Here is a 25,026-nt window from a genome sequence, read left to right on the forward strand (position 1 = left end):
TTTTGGCGTAGAACAACTCAAAACAACACTCAACAAACAGCAAATTTTAAAAATACGAATCATTATTATTTCTGGGTTTTATGGTTTTTAATGGCGAGCATCATTTTATGGTAAATGTCATTATTTTGATAGATTCCTGCAAAATTTTCTTCACCTGCACCTTTTGCAAACACCGGAATTAAATCGCCACTATGCTGATCGTAGTTAAAATACACCTTTACTTTTTCTGGGTTTTCAGTTTTTTTACCAGTGGCTTCATCTACATCATAAAATTTACCAATACTTGCACCACCTGTTTCATGATCTGCTGTAACAACAAGTAGTGTATTTGGGTGTTTATCTACAAATTTTAAAACTTCACCAATGGTTTTATCAAAATCGGCTACTTCTTGAATAAGCATTTCATCGTTCATGGCATGCCCACCCCAATCGATATACGATCCTTCAATCATTAAGAAAAATGGTGCTTTTTGTGCTTCAAAATAACGTAAGCCTAAGTTGGTAGCATCTTGTAAAAACGAACCGCGACCATCAATTTTAGACGGCAATCCTTCGCTTGCTAGTAAATACCCGTTTTTCTTAGTTGTATCGACTTCCGATAATTTAACAGAATCTAACTTAAAACCTTTTTCTTGAAGTGCTGCGTATAAATCTTGTTTATCTTCTCGTTTATTGAAGAATTTTAATCCGCCACCAGCGAAAAAATCAACATCCGATTTTACTAAAAACTCAGCAATGTCTTCATGCATATCTCTATCTACAACATGTGCGTAATACGCTGCAGGTGTAGCATGCGTAATACTGGTTAAACTAATTAATCCGGTTTGGTAACCCTCTAGTTTTAATTGCTCTGCAATGGTAGGTAAAGCCACACTATCTTTAGAAACACCAATAGCTCTTTTATAGGTTTTCTCTCCTGTAGAAAATGCTGTTGCACCTGCTGCCGAATCGGTTATAGTATGGCTTGTACTTGAGGTTTTTATTAATCCTAAGGTATTAAATTGCTCAAAATTCGGGGTATCATCCCCAAAATAAAAGGCGGTTGATACTTGTGGTAAACCCATGCCATCGCCCACCATAAAAATAATGTTTAAAGGTTCTGGAGTTTCAGTTTTTACAGTTGATTTCTCGATTTGTTTTTTATTTGAACAGCTTAAAATAGCTAAGGATAACGCTGCTGCGGATATTTTTTTAATCATAATTTGACTTATTTTTTATTTATACAAAATGGCAAGAAGCATAAAACTTCTTGCCATAATTGCTTTTATTTTATTTTGAACAAGGCTTTACCCCCCTGATCATTTCATTTTCTTTAACGAATTAATACCCTTGGTTTTGCTCTAAATACCCAGGTACGTTTGAAGCACCATCAATAGCATTTTGAGGAATTGGGAATAATCGGTGGTTTACATCGGTGTCGGTTTTTTCGGTGTAGGTATCTTCAAAACGACCAAAACGAATCATGTCGGTACGTCGTGCCATTTCCCAGTAAAACTCAAATCCGCGTTCGCGATATAAAACATCTAAATCTAAACTCGCTAAAGCTGGCGGTGTTTGCTCAGGACGTGCCGTTCTTTGTGCACGAACGTAGTTAACATCGTCTAAAGCTGTAGCATCACCTTTTCTTAATTTAGCCTCGGCACGCATTAAGTAAATATCGGCATAACGTAATAAAACTAAATCTACGCTACTATAGTTATTACCATCATCTGATGTTTTACTAAACTGCCATTTTGCAACACGGTAACCACTCGCATAACCAATAGTTGGTGAAAAATCGATATTTTCAGTGTGATCCACATAATAAGTAACGCCACCGTTACCGTTTTCACGAATTTCGGCTAAAGGATAAATTCTATACCCTTCATCACATTGCATAGATCCGTTAGAACGGTTAAAATCAATTTTACGAGGCGCCCAAATAGTTCCTCTTAAAATACCTCTATCCATTTCAAAATCGTTAATACCATCGCCATCTTCATCACCAACACAATAGTAATGATCGGCATCGTTGGTTGGATTTAAACCTGTTAAATCTTCAAGTTCTGCAGGCACCATGGCATTTTTTTGGTAGAATCTAGCATCGCGAGAAGGATCTTCGCTACCATAAGCCTCTACCCAAGTTTGATAAAAATCTGAAGTAATTGCTGGTCCATCGGTACCGTCCATACTTCTGTAATACTCGTCTGGTCTTGGGAATAACGATCCAGACATAGACCAATATGCCCAACGGTTGTGGTCGTTGTTTAACACACCACGTAAATCTACCGCAAAAATTAACTCTGGGTTATCGTGGTTTTCATCGTTAAACAAATCGAAATACTCTGGAGAAATCGAGAATTTTTGTGAGTTAATCACGTTGTTGGTGTACTCGATAACTTTATCCATATCGGCATCGGTAAAGTTAGGCGTACCATAAGGATCGCGGTATACCGCAGCGTTTAAATGTAATTTGGCTAAGAAACCATAAACGGCAGATTGCGTGATTCTACCAGGACCAATATTATCGCTAATATCGTTTACCACAGCAGAAAATTCGCTTTCAATATAATCTACAGCATCTTGACCTTTTAAAATTTCAGAAGTTTCGTTTGATGCTTCTTTTTTAAAGGCAATACCCCAAGCATCTAAAACCAACATATTAAAATAAGCACGTAATGCTCTTAATTCGTAAACAGCTGCTTGAGCTTCAGAATCGCCAGCTTCAGCCAATGGCACTAAAGATTCTATACCTGTAACGGTTCTAGAAATATTGGTTGTAAGATAATCCCAAGACTCACCAACTAAACTGTTTGCCGTTGGGAAATTGTGTGTATGTAAACCAACATATCTATCGCCATCTTGCCATTGTGTACCTGCACCGTTGTTACCGTTTCGTGGTGGTAAAATAGCTTCATCTGTAGCTAATTCAACCAAACCAAAATATCGTGTGTGTCTAAATGTTTGCGCCATGTTTCCGTAAGCCGCAGATAACGCACCACTAACAGGCTCTGTAGCGCCATCGGTTCCCGTTAAACTTTCGTCTAACACTTGTTCGTCTAAATCTGTACAATTATAATTTAATAAAGTACAGACGCTTAATATTGCGATTATAAATTTATTTTTCATTTTCTTTTAAATAGTTTTTATTAGAATGATACGTTTAAGCTTAATAAGAATGTTCTCGCTTTTGGATACGTATAACGGTCTATACCAAAGGTTTTTATACCTCCTGTTTCGCTACCAGTGTTGACCTCTGGATCGAAGCCTGTGTATTTAGTAATTACGAATAAGTTTTCGCCTGTTAGAGATATTCTTACGGCGTTAACCCAATCGTTAATTCCTACCTTTTTAGGATCTAAGTTATAACCTAAAGTAGCGTTGTTTAAGCGTAAGAAATCGCCATCTTCTAAATAACGTGTTGAGGCTACGTTTGAGTTTAAAGGTGATTCGTTTGGATATTGAACTGCTTGATCTGTCGTGTTAGCAGACCCTTGAATATTTCCAATATTGAATGACGACATGCGTGTATGGTTGTAAATTTTATTACCACCAGCTCCGTTAAAGTTTAAACCTAAATCGAAATTTTTGTAGTTAAAGTTTAAGTAAAACGCATATAAATAATCTGGTAAAGCACTACCTGCAATGGTACGGTCTCTATCATCGATAGCACCATCGTCGTTAATATCTCTGTAGATGCTGAATCCTTCGCCGTCAATTCCTAAAAACTCACGCATGTAAAACGCTCCAATTGGTTCGTTGTTAATGTAACCGTTAATGGTTGCACCACTTTGCCCTGAACCTTGCGCAGCTCCAGTAGTTAATACTTGGTAAGGCGAATTTTCTACTTTGTTTTTAGTTAATGAGAAGTTACCACCAATGTTGAATGTAAAATCTCTTGTAGCATCACTTTGGTAATCTAAAGCAACCTCAACACCATTGTTTTTAATTTCCATGTTAGGAATGTTGGTCCAATATGTTGTTGTTGGCTGAATAGGATCTGCAGGAACTACTTCTAATAAAACATTTTCAGACACTTTATTAAAGTAATCTACCGAACCTGTTAATTGGTTATTTAATATACCAAAATCTAAACCAATGTTAGTTTGTGTAGATACTTCCCACTGAATATCTGGGTTTGCAGTACGCGAGTATACTAATCCTAACGGATAATCGGCTGCATTAACAACACCTTCCGTTAACGGATAAATATCGTTGTCGTTACCGCTTTCGCCATAACTTGCTTTTGTAATTTTTGAAGGTATTTCTTGGTTACCTGTTTGTCCCCAACTAGCACGTAGCTTTAAATTTGAAAATGGACCATTTTCCATAAAGCTTTCGTTAGAAATGTTCCAACCTGCAGCAACCGATGGGAAATAACCGTATTTGTTATTCGATCCGAATTTTGAAGAACCATCCGCACGCATAGTTGCAGTTAACATATATTTATTTGCAAAAGCATAGTTAACTCTACCAAAAAACGATTGTAACTCGTTAATTACCGCCGATGCAGAATCTCCTGTTAAGTTACCAATACCTATTTGATATCGTGGTTCAATACCGTTATCTGGAAAACTGTCGTAAGACCACCTTTTGCTTGTGTAGAAATTCTCTTGATACGATTGCCCTACTAAAGCCGTTAAGCTATGGTTTTCGCTAGCAAAGTTATAAGTTAAAGTGTTTTCAACTTGGGTGGTTTTATTTTCGTTGGTGTAGGTATTTAAAAAACCTTCAATAACATTAGCTTCGGCTAATGGCATAGTTTGTACATCGCGGTTTGCTGTTGAATAATCGACACCTAAATTTAAACGATACGTTAATCCTTTAAAAATCTCGATAGATGGCGCAATGTTTGCCAAAATACGATTGTTGTTAGTAAAGTCTCTGTATACTTTCTCGGTTACAATTGGGTTTGTTCTATCACCTAACTCGGTTGGTAAACCGTTCGTGTAAACTGGCACCGTTGGGTTAAGCTCTAACATATCTGTAATGATAGATGTTGCATCTGGACGCACATTTTCGGTTCTGGTTGCCGCTACATTAAATTCGATTTTTAATTTGTCTTTAAATGCTTTTTGAGTTGCGTTAACGCGAGCCGAGTAACGTTTTAAATCGTTATTTCTTAAAATACCTTGAATATCATCAACACCAACTGAAGCGTAGTAATTAGAACTCTCGGTACCACCGCTTAAAGAAAAGTTTGTTTTTTTAGTTACCGCAGTACGTGTAAGTTCGTCTTGCCAATCGGTATTTGCACCACCATCAGATAGTTCGCCACCTACAGCAACCACTTGTTGTCTAAACTCATCAGCAGTAAATACATCAATTTTATTTGCAATTTTTGAAAGTCCCGCAGAAACGGTTAAATTCATTTGCATTCTGCCTTTTTTACCTTTTTTAGTGGTAATAACAATTACACCATTGGCTGCTCTTGCACCATAAATGGCAGCGGCAGACGCGTCTTTTAAAACATCAATACTCTCAATATCTTGAGGATTAATAAAGTTTAATGGGTTTGTTGGCACACCGTTACCAGAGTTGTCTAATGCAAAACCATCAACAACATATAATGGTGTCGTGCCCGAACGTAAACTACCAACTCCACGAATTACGATGTCTTGACCAGAACCTGGCTCTCCAGTTACATTCGATACATTTACACCAGCGACCTTACCTTGTAGTAATTGACCCGCATTGGCTACAACACCTTTATTAAAGCTTTCGCTTTGTAGTGAACCAATGGCACCTGTAACATCAGATTTTTTTTGTGTACCGTAACCAACAACTACGACAGCGTCTAGCTCTTCATCGTTTGAAGTTAAAGTAATTTTTAGTTTAGAAAGATCGCTTATGGTTATTTGTTCTGCGTTGTATCCTAAGTAAGATACTTCTAATACATCGCCCACAGAAGCTTTAATGTTAAAGCCGCCATCAAAATCGGTAATCGCTCCTGTAGCTGTACCAATTATGGTTACGCTTGCGCCTGATAATGGAATGCCTTCTTCATCTATTACAACACCTGCAATATTAGATTGACCCCATGAAACAGACAAAAAGCCAAATAATAAAAATAAAATTAAGAGTTTTTGTTTTTTCATTGTTTGAAAATTAAGTAAAGGGATTAGTTTGATAATTTCAAGCAAAGAAATAACGAGAACCTAAAAGGTTTGTAAATTCAAGATTAAGCAATATTAAACTTTGTTTAAACGGTTTGTTTTCTCAATGTTAATTTTAAAACACCAAAAATTGCGCATTCTTAACATTACCTCACAAAACCTTTATTGATAACGCCTTACAGAAATACGTTAAAATTTACTTAAGTAATATTAAGTTAACTTTTAAATTTCTTGTTTTACTCCTGCAAATGTATTGTTAACACGTGTCTGTTTTTTAATGATTAATTTGCTTATTAATTTAATTTTAAAAGTAAGTAAACCCCTATGAAACCTAAGTTTTCAGCTATTTTAACAACATTAATATGTTGTGTGTTCTATAATGTATACAGTCAAGATTTTATGATTCACGCACACAACGATTACGAAAACCCTCTACCCTTTTGGAACGCCTATGCCAATGGTGCTAATTCTATTGAAGTTGATGTTATTTTGAAAAACGACACCTTATATGTTGCACATGAAGAAACTTCAATTAAATCCAACAGAACAATTGAACGATTATATTTAAAACCATTAACCGAAGCTTTAAATTTAGAATTAGGCTCGCTGCAAAAGCTTCAACTATTAATTGATATAAAAACGGAAGCGGTTTCAACTTTAAACCAAATTGTCGAAACACTTAAGAAACATCCGCAGTTAATTGAAAACAAATCTATATCGTTTGTTATTTCGGGTAATCGCCCACAACCTCAAGATTATTTGAAATACCCTGAGTTTATTCAATTCGATTATCAAAGTTTGGAACCTATTAGTGATCCTAAAATTTGGGATAAAATCGCGCTGATTAGTTTACCGTTTAAACGATACTCGGTTTGGAATGGTAAAGGCCGTTTTACTGAAGACAACCTTATCAAAGTAAAAAAAGCCATTGCGAAAGCACACAGTTACCATAAACCATTTCGTTTTTGGGGATCGCCCGATGGTAAAAGCGCATGGAAATCACTACACGATTTAGGTGTAGATTACATCAATACCGATGCGCCTGCGACTTGTTATACTTATTTAAGCACGCTAAAACAACGCACTTATACCAATACATTCCATTCGCCAGTGTACACACCAACTTACGAATCTGACCAAAAAGATACCGAAGTAAAAAACATCATTTTACTTATTGGTGATGGTAATGGGTTATCGCAAATATCGGCAGCTACATTGGCTAACCAAGGTGCTTTAACGCTTACACAATTAAAATCGATTGGATTTATTAAAACACAATCCGCCGATGATTTCACAACCGATTCTGCTGCTGCAGGAACCGCCATTGCTACAGGCGAGAAAACCTATAACCGCTCGATTGGTATGGATATTAACCGAAAACCTATTGAAAACCTCACCGAGTTTCTGTATAAATACGACTTTGTAACGGGTTGCATCACCACAGATGAAATTACAGGTGCTACGCCATCATCATTTTACGCGCATCAAATAGATCGCGATATGACCGATGGCATTACTGCTGATTTAATTACTAGCAAACTCAACTTATTTATTGGTGGTGGCGCCAATCGTTTTAGTGATACAAATCTTGATAAAACTTTTGCTGTCGTTAATAACCTTTCGGAAATAGAAACGTCTACCGAACAAAAGATAGGTCATTTTCTATCGGAATACGGCGTATCAAGTATGACAGAAGGTCGTGGACACATTTTAGCCGAAGCGACCAAACAAGCTTTGACATTTTTGAACAACAAAAACAAACCATTCTTTTTAATGGTTGAAGGCGCTAAAATTGATACTTATGGACATTTTAATAAAATAGACGGTATCGTTTCTGAAGGTATAGATTTTGATACTGCTATTACCGAAGCCATCAAATTTGCCGATACCGACAAAAACACCCTAGTTATTATCACGGCAGATCATGAAACCTCTGGTTTGAGCATTCCTCAAGGTGACGTAAAACAACAAATTATTGAAGGTGACTTCACAACTTTTGATCATACTGGCACTATGGTTCCTATTTTTGCTTATGGGCCACAATCGTATAAATTCTCTGGTGTTTATGAAAATAACACCATTTTTAACAAGGTTAAAGAAGTCTTAAAGTTATAACATAAGGCCATCAAATATTTGTGATTGCTGTTAAATTGCCTTAATTTCGAGTTATTCAAAAATTGAAAACCAAATGAAAAAATTAAACATACTTTTACTTTGTTTATCTTTAAGTATTATCGCTTGTAAAAACGAGAAAAAAGAAACCAAAACTGAAGAAACCGAAGCAATTGCAACCAAAAAATTTGTTGTAAAACCAGAAGCTACTTCGGTAAAATGGACAGCTTACAAAACTACTGAGAAGAAAGCCGTTGGTGGCGAGTTTACTACCGCTAAATTTGAAGAGCAGTCTGGTGACACTCCAGAGGAAGCTTTAAACAATTTAAGTTTCTCTATTCCTATTAGTAGCTTATTCACAAATGATGCTACGAACACACGTGATGCTAAAATTAAAGATTCTTTTTTTGGTAGCATGTTAGATACTGAGTTTATAAGCGGTCAACTTCATGCTGAAAATGGGAAGTATAAAGCTACCTTAACCATGAATGGTGTTACAAAAGATTTACCGCTTGATATAAAAATTACAGACGAAAGACGTGTAAGTTTAACAGGAACAATGCAACTAGCAGAATGGAATGCACTAGATGCCCTTGCTGCATTAAATAAAGTTTGTTTCGATTTACATAAAGGTCCAGATGGCGTTAGTAAAACTTGGGAAGATGTTGCTATTAATGTAGAGACTTACTTAAGAGAAAATTAAAATTCTTAATGACTACCCAACAAATTCTTGAAAAATTAGTATCGTTTCCTGTTTTAGGTGGCGATACTAATTTAGAAATTATTAATTGGATACAACAATATATAGAAAGCTTTGGTGTTACCACGTTTTTGGTTTACAATAACGATAATACCAAAGCTTCTTTGCATTGTAGAATTGGGCCAGCCGTGGGTGGCGGAGTGATTCTTTCGGGGCATACTGATGTGGTTCCCGTGAAAAATCAACCTTGGGACACCAATCCGTTTGAGTTAGTTGAAAAAGCTGACGGTAACCTTTACGCTCGCGGCAGTTGCGACATGAAAGGCTTTTTAGCCTGTTGTCTTGCGACCTTGCCTAAAATGGTAAAAGCCAACTTAACAAAACCTATTTATTTTGCCTTTTCTTATGATGAAGAAATTGGTTGTTTAGGTGCCGAAGATTTAATAAATGACATTAAATCTACATACAGCGAAATACCAAAATTTGCGATTATTGGTGAAGCCACCATGCTACAGCCTATAATTGGTCAAAAAAGTATTCATATTTTAGATATTACCGTTAACGGTTCCGAAGGTCATAGCAGTCGCATAAACCAAGAAGTAAGCGCCATTCACGAAGCCGCAAAAATTGTACTTTGGGCAGAAACAAAAATGGAAAAACTGGTTAAAACGAGTAATGACGTTCGTTTTAATCCGCCACACTCCTCGCTTCATGTTGGTACTATAAATGGCGGAATAGCTGCAAATATTATCGCAAACAACGTCACACTTTCGTTAGATATGCGATGCTTACCCAAAGATAACCCCAATAAACTACACCAAGATTTAATAAACTTTTGTAAAGAACGAGAAACCATAAAACGCGCTATTTTCTCAAATTTTACAATTAAAGTTGAAGAAAACCATCGGATTGTTCCTGCTTTTAGTACTCATGAATCTTCTGAAGCCGTTACATTAATTGGAGAAATTACAGGAAATTATAACTGGAATACAGTCTCGTATGCTTCTGAGGCAGGCTATTTTGCCAATGCAGGTTTCGAAGCCATTATTTGTGGCCCTGGCTCTATTAAACAAGCGCATCGTGCCAACGAATTTATTTCGAAAGACCAATTAAATAAAGGCACCGCAATGATAGAAGCCTTAGTTACTTATTTGGAAAAATAAGGTTTTAATTTATATGGAATATTCCTTATAAACCTAGTCATGTTTAAAACTCATAAAGACTTACTTTTCTAGTTTTCTTAAAAAAAAAATGATTGCTCAAAGAGAACAATCATTTAACTTTTTGTAATATAAACAATTACAACTAACAATTTTGTCTTACTGAGGCATTAGAAGAAATAAACTTATAATCAGTACTTTGTAGCATCTTTTTATATAACTGTTCATTTACAGTTACAGGGACTTCTAAATATGGAAATTGAATATGATAGGAATTACCTTCTTGACTCAGTACTTTAACTTTTACAGGCTTTGTTTTCATAATCCGATATTCTAAGTATTAAACCATAAAAAATTTTATATCTGCGTTCTCTCAATAGTTTTTTCACCATTGGTATTTTCATTATCCTCTTCTGGAGGAATAATATATCTATAATTGTCATTAAAAAAATGTTGTCTCAAGGCTTCCATTTGCTTCATCTTATCATCTATATTGGGTATTCCAGACTTTAAACCATTAGAAAAAAAGTCATTTATGGAAAAATTATTTGAGAAGAATTGTTTAAATATAGAATCATGGTTAGTAAAAGTATTTATATCTGGTGATTGAATCATTGAAAAATGTTTTTCCATCAAAGATTGCATCCTATTAAAAGCACTATCGGTGTCTATACTTTTCATATTGCCCGATGAGGACCAACTATAAATACTGTCAAACCTTTTAAGATTCCCATTCTCATCAAACTCCTTATTAACCTGCCATGATCCCTTAGGAACAATTTCCTCTTTATTTCTTTCTAACCCTGAAGAATTGTTTTTTTTCTGCTCACTTACTTGACCATCACAACTGAAACTTAAAAAAGCCAAAAGCAGTAATAAAATATTAGCTTTCATATCTATACGTTTAAAAATTGTTAATGAATAAAATGAATGATCAAGAAAGAGTAATATTCTTCCTTGATCATTATATGCTTACTAAGAAATAGTAATCTGTTTAGGAGGTTTTTGCTTTGCCTCTTCCTTCTTAGGCAGATGAATACTTAAAATCCCATCGTTATACCTGGCTTTAATCTTATCTTCATTCACGGTTTCTGGTAATGTAAATGATCTTTTAAATGAAGCATATCCGAATTCCCGCCTATTAAAGTTTTCATCTTCGAATTGATTCTCTTCGTTAACCTGAGTAGAAATAGATAATAGTTGATCCTCAAGATTAATTTCAAAATCTGATTTCTTCATACCTGGAACAGCCATATCAACAAAGTAAGCGTCAGAGGTCTCTCTGATATTAACTTTTGGAAGTGTCATTCCGGTATTAAAATTTGAAGTAAAAACTGATGGTAAGTCACGATTAAAAATCTCATCAATCCAACTTGACCAACTTGGAAAGTTTAAATTTGAATTAGTGCTACTTAAACTTCCATTTTTAGGAACATTAATTAAATTGCTCATAATAATAAAATTTTAAATTAAACAAAATTTCAAAAATGAAATCCATTATGATTCCATGTAATCAATTCAAAAAAAATGCCATTACAATAAAAATGTCAAAATGACATTATTTTATGATTGGTGTCGCACAAAACACCACAACGTGTATAATGCATTGCTCTGAACAATGGATATATCTTTATTTACTATCTTAGCAAGAACGCAACAAACCATACACGAACACGTTTAGCTAAAATCGAGGTAATCAATATTTTCAATTACAAAAAAATAAGCTTAACTTTCCCCAAAAAATAAGCCTATGCAACTCGAGCTTTTAGTAGAAAAGTTTCAGCAAAAAGATGAAAAAGCTTTCGAAACACTTTATAACATGTACAGCGAAAGCATGCATGGTGTTATTTTTAATATCGTTAGAGACAACGATATTGCACAAGAAGTCATGCAAGACGTATTTATAAAAGCATGGCATAAAGCAGATACCTACTCGTCTAGCAAAGGGCGATTTTTCACCTGGCTTTTAAACATTTCTAGAAACGCTGCAATAGATAAAACGCGCTCTAAGGCCTTCAAAAAAAGTAAACAAAACCTCGACTCCGATTTTTTCGTAGATATTTTAGAAACCAATGATAGTTTAGATAATAAAACCGATGCTATTGGTATAAAAAAGTTTGTAAGCAAGCTTGCCGAAAAATGTAAATCAGTAATAGAACTGCTTTATTTTAAAGGCTATACACAAACCGAAGCATCAGAAACTTTAAACATGCCCATTGGTACTATAAAAACTAGAAATAGAAACTGTATAAAAGAATTAAGAAATTTAGTTTTAAACTAAAATGGAAGAGATAAAAAATTATATAGAATCCGGAATATTAGAAATGTATGTAGCCGGTGCACTTTCTGAAAAAGAAAACAGAGAAGTGTATCAAATGATGTTGCAACACCCCGAAATACTTCAAGAAGTTTTAGAAATTGAATCGGCAGTTGTAAAATTAACCGCTTCGGTTGCACCAACAGATCAAATTACATCATTCTCAACTATACGAGAACGATTAATTGATGGTGGAAATAACTCGAAAGTTATCTCTATAAATAAACCTAAGTACAATTGGGTTACTTATACAGGTTGGGCTGCATCTATTGTTCTTGCTGGTGGCTTATTATGGACATTAAGTTTAAACAAAACTTTAGAAAACGATATTAAAGTTGCCGAAACGCAGCAAGAATTGTTAGAAACTCAAATTGAAAAATCTAAAAATAGCTTAACAGAAGCCCATACATTAATTAGTGTTTTACGTGATGACAACATTACCCAAGTACCACTTGCTGGTCAAGGTAATTTCGCGAGTACCTACGCCAAAGTGTATTGGGACAAAACCAAACAGCTTATATTTTTAGATGCCCAAGGTTTACCAGAACCTCCTGAAGGCAAAGTTTATCAAGTTTGGTCATTAACTCTAGCGCCTTTAACACCAACAAGTTTAGGTACCATAGATAGTTTTACAACCGATGAAAACAAAATTTTTGAAATAGAAAACGCAAACGAAAGTGAAGCATTTGGTATTACCCTTGAGCCTGCTGGCGGAAGTGAAACACCAACCATGGAACAATTGTATACGCTTGGTGTTGTTGAATCGTAACATTTTTAATTTTGAACTTTTTATAAATCTATTTTAATTTCTTATTATTTTTAATTAGTTCCATTTTCCTGATTAAAATAAGTTAAAATTCATTAGTTTTATAAAATCTCTTCCTAAGACAGAAACATAAATTGATAAATGGAAAAAAGTTATCGAAAATCTGGCTTTTTATTGCTTCTTATTATTCCTTTAATGCTTGTTGCATTTTACCCAAGTTATTTTAAATATTTTCCCGCGTTTAAAAATAACATGTACAAATACACTCATGTACATACAATTATCTCGGTTGTTTGGGTTTTAATTTTGATATGCCAACCTTTTTTAATAGTCAATAAAAAATATAAGTGGCATAAAATTTTAGGTAAATCGACCTATATCATTTTTCCATTATGGATAGTAAGCTTCTTTCCAATGATGTATAATCTTTTTCAAAGAAAGATGTATTACAATCTTGTTTTTCCTATTGGAGATCTTATCATATTGATAATACTTTATGCACTCGCCATAAAATATAGAAAAGTACCAAGTAAACACATGAGGTATATGATTGCCACGTCACTTGTACTCATAGATCCAATAATAGGTAGAATTGCTTTTAATAATTTACCTTTTGGTTCTTTAGCGATGCCTATAGCATATGCCCTAATGAATGGTATCCTATTACTTTTAATATGGATGGATTATAAAAATAAAAAAGACTACTCGCCATACATACATGCTTTAATCTGTTTTATTTTGTACCATATATCGTACTTTTTGGTTTACTATATAATTTAAAAACGGAAATATTTCTTATTTTACACATAACCTTTAACCGAAAGATAATATCAAACCTAAGTACTTGTTGATATTTTTATGGAATCAAAAAATCTTTTGAAATTAATACTGACATGGTTAGCCTCTTTGATCCTTACCTTATTTTTTTATTACAAATGCCTTAAATAAAATAATTCAAACTAATCAACCCGATAAAATTGTTACTAATCGTGGAATTATGATTGCCACAGGCATTTTTCTATTGCTCGCAACAGGGCTTTTTTTATATAATAAAACGGTAATATTAGGAACAACTCTATTATCACTTTACATGACATTTATCTTATTTATTCACATGTATAAAGGCAAACCATACGAGTTAATATTCCTAATCATCATAGCAACAATTTTTGCGTCTTATTTAAGAAAACCTAAGTTTTTTTAGAACATAAACCCTATAAATCAAGAAAGCGCTGATTTATTAACTAAACCAACGCTTTCACCTAACAAAAAACCTAAAAAATCAAACGCTTCGTTTAGGCTTCTTTCTCATCATCATCTATCTTTATTTCAACAATATTATTTTTAACTTAAAATCGGTATGTTACTAAACCTTTTATAAAAAAAGGTGTTCCTGGTGTAAAGTGTATTTCTTCAACGGATGCTGGTTCGTTTTGTAAACGCGATTCTGTTGCAAATTGTGTTTCATTCCAAGCCACATCAAATAAATTTTCAATAGCTACACCAAAGGTGACATTGTTCCATTGGTAATTAGCATTTATATCGGTTACCAAGTAACCTTCAGCAACAATGCTGTTATCTTCATTTGCTGGTCTATCATCAATAAACCTGTAGCGAATACCTCCGGAAAAACCATCTAAATTATTTACAGCCAAACCACCTGCCATAGTAAAGTTTGGCGCTAACGGAATGTAGTTTTCACCTTCAGGATCTTCGGTACTTCTTGCATGTGTTAAGGTAGCATCGGTATCGAAAAACAACCAATCGGTTAACTGGTAACGTAAGCCTAAATCGAGACCGTAACGTTCTGTTTTTCCGCTTGGTTCAACAATACCTGCATCACCCACATAAACAAATTCTTGCTCTAAAAACAAATACCATAACGCTCCGTTAAACACTAAGTTTGAAGTTGGTTTCCAAACTGTTCCAAAATCTGCACCATAAGCTTTTGGTAAAATATCGCGTCCTTGATTACTAACCACCACACGCGTATCATTGGAGTGAAACCCAATACCCGACTTTAAATACCATTGTAAATTATCTGTGGCATTATAAAAAAAGTTTAATTTTGGGCTTACAGTCGATTTATGCTCGGTAGCATTAGAATATGTTGGTTGTAACTTATCGTTGTACATAAACGTAAAATAATCGAAACGTAAGGCCGGAGCAATGGCAAATCTTCCCATTTCAAATTTTGTATTAACATAAGCGCCAATATTCGTTTGGTTGATATCTCCCAATTGTATTTGCTCTAAGGTTGTAGTTCGGTTAAGTGTGTGAGACAACTCGGTATCTGCTGCCACATCGTGTCTTAAACTCAGACCTGATGTTAAACTAAATTCGGTATCACCTAAAAATGTGTTGTAGTTTAACGCCGAATTAATTCCGAAAATATCTCTGTTTTCCTTTTGTTTTATTTGATCGCCATTTTCTGGATCTTCTAAAAAGAAGGTAAAGTTCGAATATAGCTCAAACCCATAATGCGAGTAAAAAGCATTGGTTTTAAAGGTGGTATTATCCGATACGTTTTTGTTGTATTCTACATTTAAATTGGTGCGTTGCGTGGTTCCGCCCTCGGTATCGTCTATCGCTCCAAAGCGTGAAATATTACCATTATCAACTTCGCGTTGCGGAATTTGCCCTGACGCATCCCAACGACTCGTAAAATGCGATGCCGTTAAGGTTAATTTATCGTTGTTTGGCGAAAACACCACGTATTTACCAAAAAGATTTAATCGGTTAAAATTTTGAGGTGATTCGAAAGGGCCATCACCTTGCAAATATTCAACAGCCATATAGGCGTTTTTATTTTTTTCTTTTTCTAACAAGTCTATCATGCCCAGTGTTCTAATGGTGTTAAATTGCCCCACTGAAAACGTGACTTGACTATCTTCTAAATAATCTTTTGTTGAAAAATCGACATAACCCGCCGTTGTAAAATCGCCATGATTAGCGTAGTAGGTACCTTTACCAAAATCTATTTTACTTACCGTTTCCGGGATTAAAAAGTGTAAATCGCTATAACCTTGCCCGTGTGCATGCGATACCATATTTACGGGCATACCATCTACATTAATTGAAATATCGGTACCGTGATCGATATCGAAACCACGTAAAAATATCTGTTCTGCTTTACCTCCACCAGCATGCTGACCAATAATTAAACCAGGTACTTTTCGTAATACATCTTGCGATGAATTCACAGGATTGGTATTTAAATCTAATCTTGCAATGGTACTTATTGGGTTTTGTTGTTCTTGTAAAACCATTTCATCTAACTGAAATAATTTTTCCTCTAACACAATCGTTAAAACCTCTGTTTCATTTAAAGCTGCAATAGCAACTATGTTAGTTTTATAGCCTAACAAACCTATTTTAAGCGAGTCGCCAACGTTAGAATTTTCAATAATAAACAATCCGCTTTCTGAAGTATGCGCATGTGTTTTCGTATTTAAATTGTAAACATAAGCGCCTTCTAAAGGTTGGTTGGCTTCATTTTTTACAACGCCTTTTACTTGCTGCCCTAAAGTGACCTGAGCCATGAACAAAGACAAACAAATCGCTATGAATTTTAGTACTTTCATTTTTTAGATTGATGTTAGATGTTTTTAATTTCTTTTGCCGTTACCGGACCGAGCTCAAAAGTACTTTCTTCCAATTCCTTTTTTAATTCTTTAACTTTTTTTAACATGCCTTTAGCTTTATAAATTTTCGCTAAGTGTAAAATCACATCAGGTTCGTGAGTTTTACCAATAACGTGCGTCTCCATAATATCCAAAGCATCATCAACTTCGCCATGGTTAAAGTATGTCCACGCTAATAAATCGTACGACTGCGGCGTTGGTCTATTTTTAACCTCAATGTGTGCATATTTTAAGGCTTTCGCCGAAGCTGTGTCGTCTTCAGCAAAAAGCAAAACGTTGTATTTGTTATACATATCGCCATACATCGGATTTTTTACAGCATTGTAATAAGAAGTCAATTCGTTTTCCTTTAAAACATCATCACCCTTAAAATCGGCTATTTCGGCTTTTAGTAAATGATAATCTGGCGCATTAAATTTGGTGTTTATGCCCTCAAGAATTCGTAAGGCTTCATTTGGATTTTTTTCATGAGAATATACAATCCAAGCAATTCCTTTTTTGGCGTAAGCATCATCCGGATTTAGCTCAAGTGCTTTTAAATAATGTGCATACGAATCGTTAATTCTTCCGGCGTGACCGTAATAATCGGCTAAATTAGTATAGACCCATTGCTTAGTTCCAGAAATGTTTGATGCTTCGGCAATTGCTTTGGCTTGCTCCATGTATTTTATAGCAGCGTCTAAATTACCACGATGGTCGCTCCATTTAGATAATCTTATTAAATAATCGAAATCATTTGCTTTTCTAATTGTTTCAAGATAAGTTTTGGCTACATCAAAGTTACCGAGTTCAAGGTGTACATCGAAAAGCATTTTTTGAGTTGCTCGTAAATTTTCGCCGTTTGTTTCGGCTTTTTTCAATAGCTCTAAAGCCTGCTTAAATTTATGTTGTGAAATATAATTTCGTGCTAATGCACACAAATAACCTGGCGTATTATAATCTGTTATTTCGTTAGCTTTTACTAGCTGTTTTTCGGCTTCAATTAGAGCATTAATATCGCCTGTTGTGCTGAATATAAGAGATTGAGATGCTGCAATTTTAGCTAAATAAGGAAATTGATTGGGCTCTTTTTCTAGCTTTTTTTCCCAGAATTTTAAATCTGCAGTTGCTAATTGCAACATCTCGTTCTCTTCACTCACAAAATAAGGCTCGTAATCCTTGGCATTGGTAATTTGTTGGTTGCTATTACCACAACTGTATAAAACAATTATTAGTAAAGCGCTTAATATTTTATATATTGGTGTCATGTGTTTGAGTTTTGTTGTTAGGATTTTTTTAATACTCTAAAACGAGACTTAAACAGCTCGTTTTAGAGTTAAAGGTATTACCATGGTGAGGCTAAGTATGGGAACGCGGGCAAAAAGGGTTTATCGTTTTCGTTAACATTATCGTTAGATAGTCCTGGATTTTCGCTAAAATCTTCACCTCCAAAAATTAGAAGTAATTCTACGGTTATAACATCATCGGCTAAGGCTCTACCAGTTAAAACATTAGTGCCATCATAAAATGTTGTTGTGCCATCTAGCGATACGTTTAAAACATCGGTAGCTAACAAACCTGTAAAGGCTGCAGCATCTTGCCCAAGGGCATTCATGTCGCCATCGTTTGCAAATGCTGGACTTAATCCCGTTAAATTGGTTTGAAACATACTTTGAAAGTTGCCACTTTGCTGCGACGGAATGGTAGTATTAAACATATCTTTACTATCTGATGAGACAAAAACAGTGTTTACGGCAGGTCGCCCCATTTGATCTTCTTGCATGTAAGTTCCAGAAAAATCTGGTTCCATTGGCATTTCCATCATAGTGTTATCATCATCATTCGAACAATTAAAGGCTAAAATTGACAATGCTATTGCGGTTATTATTTTTATAGATTTCATGTGTATTGTGCTTTAAGGTTAATTATTATTTACGTTTAGATTCTACCCAAGTGTTAATGGTTCCTGTACCACCAATCATAGATTTTGGCACTTCAACCACCACCGACATCACATTTGTTCCAGCAAAAGTATCAGCTCCTGGCATATTAAAACTTGTAGCATTTCCAGCAATAATTTCACTGTATTGCGCGAAATCCATAAAGAATGGGTCATCTCTTGGGCCAGCAAAAAAGCTCATTCCATTGCTAGTTTCTATTGACGGATCACTACCGTATGCAGAAATATATACCCAACCAGTATATGCTGCAGACGTTTCAACAACACTATTTAATCCTGTTTGCGAAGGTGCTACCGGACCAAAAAAGTACATTTTACCATCTCTTGGTAATGCTTGAATAACTAAATCTTCAACATTATCGCCTGTGTTATCGATGTTGAACTCAATCATAACATTTTCATCAAAAGTTGCCGAACCTGTGCTAGCAGGACTCAACAAACCTTGTAAGTTGGCTACAAACGCAATATTGTTGGTGTTTTCACCTTGAAAGGCATAAAAATCGGTAATATCGCTGCTACCGCCTTGAACTGCCGGCGCATCAATGTGGTCGGCTGCTAAAATGAAGCCTACAACGGTGGCTACGGCTCCAATTCCTAATAGTTTTTTTAAATTTCTCATAGTTTTTGAGGTTTTGTAGTTAATATTTTTTGAACTCTCGCAAATACCTACGGAAAATATAAATGAGTGGTTTTGTTAAAATTTTGTTAATGAAATGAATTTACCTTCAAAAGGAATCAATCACCATTACAACAAGTATATTTTATTTAGTAAATTAGCTATGTTTAAACCATAGGATAATTCATTCTAGCCCTTTAGTATATCGTTAATGACAATACATAAACTTTCAGTTATTATACCTGCCTATAACGAAGCAGAAACCATTCACAACATTTTAAACAAAATAAAATCGGTAAAACTTATAAATAACATTGAAAAAGAAATTTTAATAGTTAATGATTGCTCAACAGATAAAACTAAAAACGCCATTAGCTCCTACATTTCTGTAAACCCAGATTTACCAATTAGTTATTTTGAGCATGAAATTAACCAAGGTAAAGGAGCAGCCTTACACACTGGCATACAAATGGCAACAGGAGATGTTTTAGTAATACAAGATGCAGATTTAGAATACAATCCTGAAGAATACAACGATTTATTAAAACCTATAATAGACGGTTTTGCAGATGTTGTTTATGGTTCTAGATTTATGGGAAGCAAACCTCATAGAATATTATTTTTCTGGCACACCATAGGTAATAAATTCCTAACATTTTTATCAAATATGTTTACCAATTTAAATTTGACCGATATGGAAACATGTTACAAAATGTTTAGAAGCGACATTATTAAATCTATAAAATTAAAAGAAAAACGATTTGGGTTTGAGCCAGAAGTAACAGCCAAAATTTCGAAAATTAAACACATCCGTATTTATGAAGTTGGTATAAGCTATTACGGTCGAACTTATTACGAAGGAAAAAAAATAGGCTGGAAAGATGGCTTTAGGGCAATTTGGTGTATTTTTAAGTATCGCTTTAATTTTTAAAAATGAAAATAAGTCATTTTAAATCTATATTCCTTTTTTTTCCATTACTTATACTTTATATTTTAATTGCTTTTTTAGTAATTGATAATGGTTTAGGAGGAGACCAAGCACGCTACCTTCAATACGCAGAAAATTTAATAAACGGCACTTATGCCATTGATGGCGCTTTATTTTTATGGAATGGCCCTGGATATCCGTTATTACTGGCTCCGTTTGTATTTTTAAATGCATCCATAGTGTTTTTAAAAAGCCTAAACATTATTTTTATTTTTTCTGGTGTATATTTTTTTCATAAAACTTGTTTAGAGTTTTTCAATAAAAAACAAGCCATAATTTGTAGTTATATTTTAGGGCTATATTACCCCAATTTATTATTCTCATTAAAGTATATTTTAACAGAAGGGTTTGCTTTTTTTTTAGCCTGTGGTTTATTGTTTTACTTAACAATTGCAATTAAAAAAGGTAAACGAAAACATATTTTAGTAGCATCGATATACTTAGTATTATTACTATTAACAAAGGTAATTTTTGCTTATGTAATCTTTGGATTAATTGGTATTTCACTATTTGCTTTAGCCATTAAAAAATTTAAATCTCCGGCTAAACGAATTTTAATAATATGTGTATTTGCAAATGTATTATCGCTTCCCTATTTATTTTACACTTATACTTTAACCAATAAATTTCCCTACTACTCCAATGCTGGAGGCCAATGTATTTATTGGTTAAGTACACCCTACGAAAACGAACAGGGCGAATGGGTTTTAGCAAGCGATAAATATTTTAAAACCAAACCACAATATAAAAATCACAATACATTTTTAAGTTCAATAAGCAATTTAAAACCTGTTGAAAAGGATGCGTCATTAAAAGAAAAAGCAATTGCTCAAATAAAGCAAAATCCGAAAAAATTCGTTAAAAATTATATTTCAAATATTAGCCGATTGTTTTTAGATATACCTAATAGTTACACGCCGCAAAATATTGGTTTTATTTTTTATGCAGTTCCTAATAGTTTTGTTTTTGTGTTTTTATGCCTAAGTATTCTTTTTAATTTTTTAAACTTAAAAAAACTTCCGTTTAGTATCCTCGTTATTTTAACTTTTGTGTTAATATACCTTTTTGGAAGTTCTTTACTATGTGCCTATCCAAGAATTCTTTATCCTATTCTTCCTTTTCTTTTTCTATGGATCTTTTACTCTACGTTTAATTTTAAAACAAAAAATAATTTTAACATATAAACTAAAAATTCCACTATAATATCTAAAAACACTACTTTTATATCCTAAACCCTATTACTACAATATGAACCCTTCGGCTTCTGGTTGGATAAAAAAACTACTTAAAAACTGCGATAGTAATCATCCTGTTTTTTTGTTAGATGAAGATGCGCTTTACAAGAACCTTAGGGCTTGCGGATTTATATATGGAAGCAACCTACATGTTATTGAAAAGGTTTTTGAAAAAAGCGATTTTACCGAAGAAGAAATCTGTAAAATAAACCTGTGTTTGGCCCTACTTTATATTCACAATAAAGCTGAAACCTCAACCAATTTTACCGAAAGTGTTATTAATTTTTACAACAGCGTAAATGAAACGAAAACAACATTTTTTAAAGCTTTACTAGGTGAGAAAAAAACAACCGAACAGCTAGAAAAAATCTTTCATAAGCGTGTACAAATAGACAACAATATTGTTACCAAAAACTTTAAATACTTTATTGTTAATGCGCTTTTATTTGTTGATGTTTTAGGTTATAAACGTTATTTGGAAAATGAAAAAATTTCGGTTGATTATTTAATTAAAATTGAAGAGTCTATTGCTGCTATATCATTAAATGTACTAAACTCTAAAGCCGAAAAAAACCAATACGACGAGAGTTTAATTAAACTTTTTGAGTCTTCGTTACGCTATTTTGATAGTGATACCAACGATTATAATAAAGCCATTTTAAATATTAAATCGCCACTTGAAAAACAATATTTATTAGATTTAGCGTGTATGGCCACTTGGACTGATAAAGTTATTGACATACAAGAGCAAAAATTTTTAATTACACTGGCGCGTGATTTAAATGTAGAAAAATCGGTTTTAAAATCTTCAATAATAACCATAAACTCATTTTATACCGAAAACAAGGACAATATTGCCTTATTAAGCTCCAAAAATATTGTACAAAGCTTTTATGATAATTCTAGTAAAATGGTTACCAAACTTATATCTAGAAACAAAAAACGTTTGTATAAAGAACTGTTAGATAGCAAAGAGCTAATGGTTTTACTCACACAATCTACAGTGCGCGATTTAACTAAAGAAGAACAAAAAAAAGTACAAGAGCAGTTATTCGATATTTTTAAAAGCATCCCAAGCTTAGCTATTTTTATGCTTCCTGGTGGCGCTATTTTACTGCCTTTAGTTATAAAATTTATACCTAAACTATTGCCATCGGCCTTTGATGAAAATCGGGTTGAAGAAGATTAAAAATTTATGCGTCTTTTACTTTTTTTTGTTTTACTGCTAAATCTGCCATAAAAAAAAGTTAAAAGTGGGAACGTGGAATTACACATATTGGTATTATTGTCAAAAATAAATCCAAAAACGGAAGACTAAATTTAATAGTTCATAATATTGGAACAGAACAAGTTCTAGAGATTGTCCGTTTAATTTTAAATTTATTGAACATTATTAAATTATAAGTCTTGCTTTTTCTTCTAACAAAATTGTAATTTGGGATTTTAATTAAATGCTTTATTATGAAGATAAAAATTACCTTAACTTTCCTACTTCTCAGCCTTTATGTAAATGCTCAATACAATGATTGGACAAAAGCAACAGTTCATTTAATGAATAATGAAATATTTGATGGTCATGCTAGATTAGCTATGCTTAATGCCAAAGAATTGTTTAGCTCAAAGGAGAAGTTACGTTTTGTAAATTTTGAAATCAAACAGCGAACAAGTACAAAGTTTAGTCCTGAAGAAGTTGAAAAAATCGTTTTTGAAGTAAGTGAAAAAATTAAAGGAAGAAGGATAAAAAGGAAAGCGGTTTTTGTACCAGTAATTAAAGAAATAACTAAAAAAAAGAAAATTTTGGGTTTTGCTGAAATTGTAATTGACGGAAAGGTTAAACTTTTTAAAAGAACTGTTTATGGTCAAAATAAAATTTATGAGGAGTCATTAATTGCTAAAGAAGGTGAAGCTGTGATTCCTTTTAACTATATTGAACTTAAATCTTTTAAAAACCGTGCTTCAGAATATTTTAAGGATTGTCCGAATTTAGTTTCAAAACTTGAAAACAAAAAGTATAGAAGAAATGATTTAGAGGAAATAGTAACTTTTTACAATTCTAACTGCGCCAAATAATCATAATGTTCACCTTCACCAATCAATTCACACTTTAAGCCAACCGTTTCGCAGGCTAATTTTAAGGTGTCAAAATCGAGATACAACCATTTCATAGGTACTTCTTTTTCGCCTTTGTAACTTAAAAAATAATCAAGTTCGCCGTAGTAGCTCGCATTCATATCTTGCCAATAACCGCCGTCGTCATCTAAATACATATATTTAATATCGGATGAATCGATTAAAATTTGTCCGTTAGGCTTCAATAAACTTTTTAAATGCGTTAAATATTTTGATACTTGGGTGAGCTCTTGAAAAATTCCGGTGCCATTCATTAGTAATAAAATGGTGTCAAAGGTTTTGGTTTCATTCAAAACATTTAAAACTTCAGCTTGTTTAACACCGCGTTGTTTAGTCACAGTTATAGCACCTTCCGAAACGTCGATAGCTTTCACAGCAAACCCTTTTTTTTGAAGGTATAAACTATGGCTTCCGGCGCCGCAACCAACATCTAATATGGTTCCTTGGCATTTTTTTAAAGCCTGTTGTTCAAGTTTAGGCATTTCAGAAAAACTTCTAAACAAATAAGGAAGCGGCAATTCATCTTCATCAGAAATACTTGTTGATGTTATAATGTCTTCAGTGTAATTTCCGTTTTGGTAATCGATTAAGGCTTTTCCGAAAATATCTTTCATAGGCTGTCATTGCGAGACTTTTTTAGTCGTGGCAATCTGTTAATTTAGTGTTTCAATTTTGAAGATTACTTCAGTCACAAACTTCGTTTGGGTATTTTCAATCAAAATATATTTTGATTTTTGAATAGTCTTCGTAATGACGAAAAACAGTATTTTTGTATCATGCAAGACATCATAAATAACCTTCCAAAGCTCGCCAAAGATAAGCATAACGAAAACAAAAAGTTCTTTGCTAAGCTTAAAAAAAAGCCGCCAAAAAATTTAGATTATGTGATGCAAGAATTACATGAAGATGAATTTGAGCGCACCGATTGCCTACAATGTGCCAATTGCTGTAAAACCACAGGGCCGTTGTTTACCGATAAAGATATTGAGCGTATTGCGAAACATTTTAGGTTAAAACCGCAGCAATTTATAGACCAATATTTGCGCATTGATGAGGAAAACGATTATGTACTGCAAAGCGTGCCTTGTACCTTTTTAGATGCCGATAATTACTGTTTAATTTACGATGTACGCCCTAAGGCCTGCCGAGAATTTCCGCATACCGACAGGAAAAAATTCCAACAAATAGCCAACTTAACACTTAAAAATGTTGCGATTTGTCCTGCTGCTTATAACATTGTTGAAGCTATGAAACAACAAATAAAATAAGATACCGTTTTTTTATACGAACCTTAACATACTTAAACAAAAAATTGGCAAAAAAT

Annotated in this window: 21 protein-coding genes; 11 read left to right on the forward strand and 10 right to left on the reverse strand. The window is 33.8% G+C overall.

Annotated elements, in window-relative coordinates:
- Positions 1 to 65 precede the first annotated feature (65 nt).
- The 3 genes from PK35_RS11445 to PK35_RS11455 all read right to left on the reverse strand — a co-directional run bounded on the left by PK35_RS11445 (position 66) and on the right by PK35_RS11455 (position 6,077).
- Positions 66 to 1,199: an alkaline phosphatase gene (locus tag PK35_RS11445; RefSeq protein ID WP_044626696.1), complete on the reverse strand. Its 1,134-nt coding sequence runs from the start codon at positions 1,197 to 1,199 to the stop codon at positions 66 to 68.
- A 121-nt stretch (positions 1,200 to 1,320) separates the two neighbouring features.
- The gene (locus PK35_RS11450; protein WP_044626697.1) at positions 1,321 to 3,108 is read right to left on the reverse strand and encodes a RagB/SusD family nutrient uptake outer membrane protein; all 1,788 of its coding nucleotides are present in this window, start codon (positions 3,106 to 3,108) and stop codon (positions 1,321 to 1,323) included.
- 20 nt (positions 3,109 to 3,128) lie between these two features.
- Positions 3,129 to 6,077, reverse strand: a complete 2,949-nt coding sequence (locus tag PK35_RS11455) for a SusC/RagA family TonB-linked outer membrane protein (protein ID WP_082048573.1) — start codon at positions 6,075 to 6,077, stop codon at positions 3,129 to 3,131.
- Between the two features lie 342 nt (positions 6,078 to 6,419).
- Here PK35_RS11455 and PK35_RS11460 point away from each other — a divergent pair, with 342 nt between their 5' ends.
- The 3 genes from PK35_RS11460 (at position 6,420) to argE (ending at position 10,070) form a co-directional block, all read left to right on the forward strand.
- Positions 6,420 to 8,210 carry an alkaline phosphatase gene (locus tag PK35_RS11460; protein ID WP_082048574.1) on the forward strand — a complete coding sequence of 597 codons (1,791 nt, stop codon included), beginning with the start codon at positions 6,420 to 6,422 and terminating at the stop codon, positions 8,208 to 8,210.
- Positions 8,211 to 8,283: 73 nt separating this feature from the next.
- Positions 8,284 to 8,910 (forward strand): YceI family protein, encoded by a 627-nt coding sequence (locus tag PK35_RS11465; RefSeq protein WP_044626698.1) that lies wholly within the window; start codon positions 8,284 to 8,286, stop codon positions 8,908 to 8,910.
- A gap of 8 nt (positions 8,911 to 8,918) precedes the next feature.
- Complete coding sequence (argE, locus tag PK35_RS11470) at positions 8,919 to 10,070, forward strand: acetylornithine deacetylase (protein WP_044626699.1); 1,152 nt, start codon at positions 8,919 to 8,921, stop codon at positions 10,068 to 10,070.
- Between the two features lie 354 nt (positions 10,071 to 10,424).
- Here the strand turns inward: argE and PK35_RS11475 are convergent, their stop codons facing one another.
- Positions 10,425 to 10,961: a hypothetical protein gene (locus PK35_RS11475; protein ID WP_044626700.1), complete on the reverse strand. Its 537-nt coding sequence runs from the start codon at positions 10,959 to 10,961 to the stop codon at positions 10,425 to 10,427.
- Between the two features lie 81 nt (positions 10,962 to 11,042).
- On the reverse strand, positions 11,043 to 11,519 hold the full coding sequence (locus PK35_RS11480; RefSeq protein ID WP_082048575.1) for an Hsp20/alpha crystallin family protein: 477 nt from the start codon (positions 11,517 to 11,519) through the stop codon (positions 11,043 to 11,045).
- Between the two features lie 298 nt (positions 11,520 to 11,817).
- On the opposite strand from PK35_RS11480, the gene PK35_RS11485 reads away from it, so the two are divergent.
- From PK35_RS11485 to PK35_RS17620, 3 genes are all read left to right on the forward strand, one after another.
- Complete coding sequence (locus PK35_RS11485; protein ID WP_044626701.1) at positions 11,818 to 12,348, forward strand: RNA polymerase sigma factor; 531 nt, start codon at positions 11,818 to 11,820, stop codon at positions 12,346 to 12,348.
- Between the two features lies 1 nt (position 12,349).
- Entirely contained in the window at positions 12,350 to 13,153 is an 804-nt protein-coding gene (locus PK35_RS11490) for an anti-sigma factor (protein WP_044626702.1), read from the forward strand.
- A 438-nt stretch (positions 13,154 to 13,591) separates the two neighbouring features.
- A complete protein-coding gene (locus PK35_RS17620) occupies positions 13,592 to 13,930 on the forward strand; it encodes a hypothetical protein (protein ID WP_157841065.1) in 339 nt (112 codons plus the stop codon).
- Between the two features lie 569 nt (positions 13,931 to 14,499).
- Here PK35_RS17620 and PK35_RS11500 read toward each other — a convergent pair.
- The 4 genes from PK35_RS11500 to PK35_RS17980 all read right to left on the reverse strand — a co-directional run bounded on the left by PK35_RS11500 (position 14,500) and on the right by PK35_RS17980 (position 19,352).
- A complete protein-coding gene (locus PK35_RS11500; RefSeq protein WP_044626704.1) occupies positions 14,500 to 16,734 on the reverse strand; it encodes a TonB-dependent receptor in 2,235 nt (744 codons plus the stop codon).
- Between the two features lie 14 nt (positions 16,735 to 16,748).
- Positions 16,749 to 18,041, reverse strand: coding sequence for a tetratricopeptide repeat protein (locus PK35_RS11505; protein WP_044626705.1), 1,293 nt, complete (start codon positions 18,039 to 18,041; stop codon positions 16,749 to 16,751).
- A gap of 77 nt (positions 18,042 to 18,118) precedes the next feature.
- Positions 18,119 to 18,676, reverse strand: coding sequence for a DUF4331 family protein (locus PK35_RS17975; RefSeq protein WP_044626706.1), 558 nt, complete (start codon positions 18,674 to 18,676; stop codon positions 18,119 to 18,121).
- Positions 18,677 to 18,701: 25 nt separating this feature from the next.
- Positions 18,702 to 19,352, reverse strand: a complete 651-nt coding sequence (locus PK35_RS17980; protein ID WP_044626707.1) for a DUF4331 family protein — start codon at positions 19,350 to 19,352, stop codon at positions 18,702 to 18,704.
- Positions 19,353 to 19,560: 208 nt separating this feature from the next.
- On the opposite strand from PK35_RS17980, the gene PK35_RS11520 reads away from it, so the two are divergent.
- The 4 genes from PK35_RS11520 (at position 19,561) to PK35_RS11535 (ending at position 23,642) form a co-directional block, all read left to right on the forward strand.
- A complete protein-coding gene (locus tag PK35_RS11520) occupies positions 19,561 to 20,280 on the forward strand; it encodes a glycosyltransferase family 2 protein (RefSeq protein WP_044626708.1) in 720 nt (239 codons plus the stop codon).
- A gap of 2 nt (positions 20,281 to 20,282) precedes the next feature.
- Positions 20,283 to 21,521 carry a hypothetical protein gene (locus tag PK35_RS11525; RefSeq protein WP_044626709.1) on the forward strand — a complete coding sequence of 413 codons (1,239 nt, stop codon included), beginning with the start codon at positions 20,283 to 20,285 and terminating at the stop codon, positions 21,519 to 21,521.
- Between the two features lie 64 nt (positions 21,522 to 21,585).
- Positions 21,586 to 22,761, forward strand: coding sequence for an LETM1-related biofilm-associated protein (locus PK35_RS11530; RefSeq protein ID WP_044626710.1), 1,176 nt, complete (start codon positions 21,586 to 21,588; stop codon positions 22,759 to 22,761).
- Positions 22,762 to 23,033: 272 nt separating this feature from the next.
- Positions 23,034 to 23,642 carry a hypothetical protein gene (locus PK35_RS11535; RefSeq protein WP_044626711.1) on the forward strand — a complete coding sequence of 203 codons (609 nt, stop codon included), beginning with the start codon at positions 23,034 to 23,036 and terminating at the stop codon, positions 23,640 to 23,642.
- Here the strand turns inward: PK35_RS11535 and PK35_RS11540 are convergent.
- Positions 23,618 to 24,316 (reverse strand): class I SAM-dependent methyltransferase, encoded by a 699-nt coding sequence (locus PK35_RS11540; protein ID WP_044626712.1) that lies wholly within the window; start codon positions 24,314 to 24,316, stop codon positions 23,618 to 23,620. The two genes, PK35_RS11535 and PK35_RS11540, sit on opposite strands and share 25 nt — an antisense overlap.
- Positions 24,317 to 24,478: 162 nt before the next feature.
- On the opposite strand from PK35_RS11540, the gene PK35_RS11545 reads away from it, so the two are divergent.
- On the forward strand, positions 24,479 to 24,970 hold the full coding sequence (locus PK35_RS11545) for a YkgJ family cysteine cluster protein (RefSeq protein WP_044626713.1): 492 nt from the start codon (positions 24,479 to 24,481) through the stop codon (positions 24,968 to 24,970).
- Positions 24,971 to 25,026 lie beyond the last annotated feature (56 nt).

Origin of the sequence: Neotamlana nanhaiensis, assembly GCF_000943555.1 — a bacterium.
Taxonomy (GTDB): Bacteria; Bacteroidota; Bacteroidia; order Flavobacteriales; family Flavobacteriaceae; genus Neotamlana; species Neotamlana nanhaiensis.